Genomic DNA, 2,013 nt, shown 5'->3' with positions numbered 1-2,013 from the left:
CTCGGGCGTCAGGCTGAACGGGTTGGCGATCGACTCGCCCTGCTCCGCAGCGTCGGCGAGCTTCTTGTTGTAGCTGGCGACGTTGCGCACGCCGAGCCTGCTCATCAGCTTGTAGCGCCGCTCCATCTCGCCGACGCCCCAATTCAAGGCGTTGGCAGCCTGCTTCATGTCGGTGACCACCGGGCAGAGCAGGTGCGGGATGCCTTCGTACACGCTCATCTCGAGCATCTTCGGGTCGATCAGGATGAGCCGGACGTCGCGGGCCTCCGCCTTGTACAGGAGGCTGAGGATCATGGCGTTGATGCCGACCGACTTGCCGGCGCCGGTGGTGCCGGCGACCAGGCAGTGCGGCATCTTCTGCAGGTCGGCGACGACGGGCAAGCCGACGATGTCCTTGCCGAGCCCGAGGGTGAGCTGCGAGCCGGAGTCGGCGTAGACCTGCGAGCCGAGCACCTCGGACAGGCGGATCGTCTGCCGCTTGGCATTGGGCAGCTCGAGCGCCATCGTCGTCCTGCCCGGGATCGTCTCGACGACGCGGATGCTGACCAGGCTGAGGCTGCGCGCCAGGTCCTTGGCGAGGTTGACGACCTGGGCGCCCTTGACGCCGATGGCCGGCTCGATCTCGTAGCGCGTGATCACCGGCCCGGGCGTGGCGGCGACGACGCGGACGTCGACGCCGAAGTCCTTCAACTTCTTCTCGATCATGCGCGAGGTCATCTCGAGCGACTCCGGGCTGACGCCCTCGACCCGCTGCGGCGCCGAATCGAGCAGGTCGACCTGCGGCAGCTTGGTGTCGACCAGTTCGGTGAAGAGCGGCTTCTGCCGCTCCTTGACGACGCGCGTGCTCTTCGGCACGTCGACGAGGGTCGGTTCGATGACGATCGGCAGGTGCTGCTCATGCAGCTCGTGCTCGACCTCGACCACCTCCTTGCGCTCGCGCGCCGCCTCTTCGCCGAGGCGAAGGTCCTCGGCCCGCTCGATGCGCTCGACCCGGCGCGAGCGCAGGGCCTCGATGCGGGCGCCCATGCGCTCGGCGACGCGCAGCCAGGAAAAGCGCAGCGCCAGCGACACGCCGGCGACGAGCACGGCGATCCACAGCACGCCCGACCCGGCGAAGCCGAGGAGGGACTGGCTGGTCTTGCCGAGCGCATAGCCGAGCACGCCGCCGGCGTTGCCGCCGGCGACCACGCCCTCCCATTGGTACAGGCGCGTCCACTCCAGCGATGCGCTGGCGGCGAGGACCAAGGCCAGGCCGAGCCAGGTCGACCAGACCGGCCGAGGGAGCTCGGACGCGAGCGCCGGAGCAGCGCCGCCCGCCGCGCGCAGGGCGCCGGCCAGGGCCCCGAGCCAGGCGCGCCCACCGACGAGCAGGGCCCACCACGCCGAGTAGCCGACGAGGAAGAAGGCCAGGTCGGACAGCCAGGCGCCGAGCGTGCCGGCGCGATTGCGGATCGGGCCGCCGCTGCCGGAGGTGGAAAAGCCGGGATCGGCGGCGCTGTGCGTGGACATCGCGATCAGGGCCAGCAGCCAGACGACGGCGCCGACCAGCAGGCCGAGCTGGATGCGCCAACCAGCGCCTGCGGAAGAGGCCTGGGGGCCGGAGCCCGGGGGCCGTGCATCGGCCCCCTCGGCGCGAAGCGAACCGAGCGGGAAGGTCATCGCTCCATTGTCGGCGACGCCGGGGCCTCGCTCAGCCCGTCAGCTGCTCCTTGATCACGACCCAGCCGTTTTCCTGCGTCTGCACCATGCCACGGCTCTCGAGGTCCTTCATGACGCGGCTGACCATCTCCCGCGAGGCGCCGACGACCTTGGCCAGGTCCTGCCGCGACACCTTGCTGCGGATCAGCTTGACCTCGCCCTCCATCTCGGACATGTCGAGCAGCGTGCGGGCGACACGGCCGTAGACGTCGAGGAGCGCCAGCGATTCGATCTGCCGGTCGGCGCTGCGCAGGCGCTGCACCAGGCCGCGCATGATCGCGTACGACAGGCTCGAGTTCTCCGGCAGGCAGCGCG

The 2,013-nt window shown here is 70.3% G+C and carries 2 protein-coding genes; both read right to left on the bottom strand.

Annotated elements, in window-relative coordinates:
* A partial coding sequence (locus AC30N0_RS03530) for a DNA translocase FtsK (protein WP_489516553.1) occupies window positions 1-1,659 on the bottom strand: 1,659 nt, incomplete at its 3' end.
* Between the two features lie 31 nt (window positions 1,660-1,690).
* Window positions 1,691-2,013: helix-turn-helix domain-containing protein (locus tag AC30N0_RS03525; RefSeq protein WP_489516552.1), on the bottom strand; the 323-nt coding region annotated here is incomplete at its 5' end.

The sequence above is a fragment of the Rhizobacter sp. genome (genome assembly GCF_031412495.1).
Classification (GTDB): Bacteria; Pseudomonadota; Gammaproteobacteria; order Burkholderiales; family Burkholderiaceae_C; genus Schlegelella_A.
The sequence above is the reverse complement of the archived record's forward strand: the minus strand, read 5'-3'. Positions and strand labels throughout refer to the sequence as shown.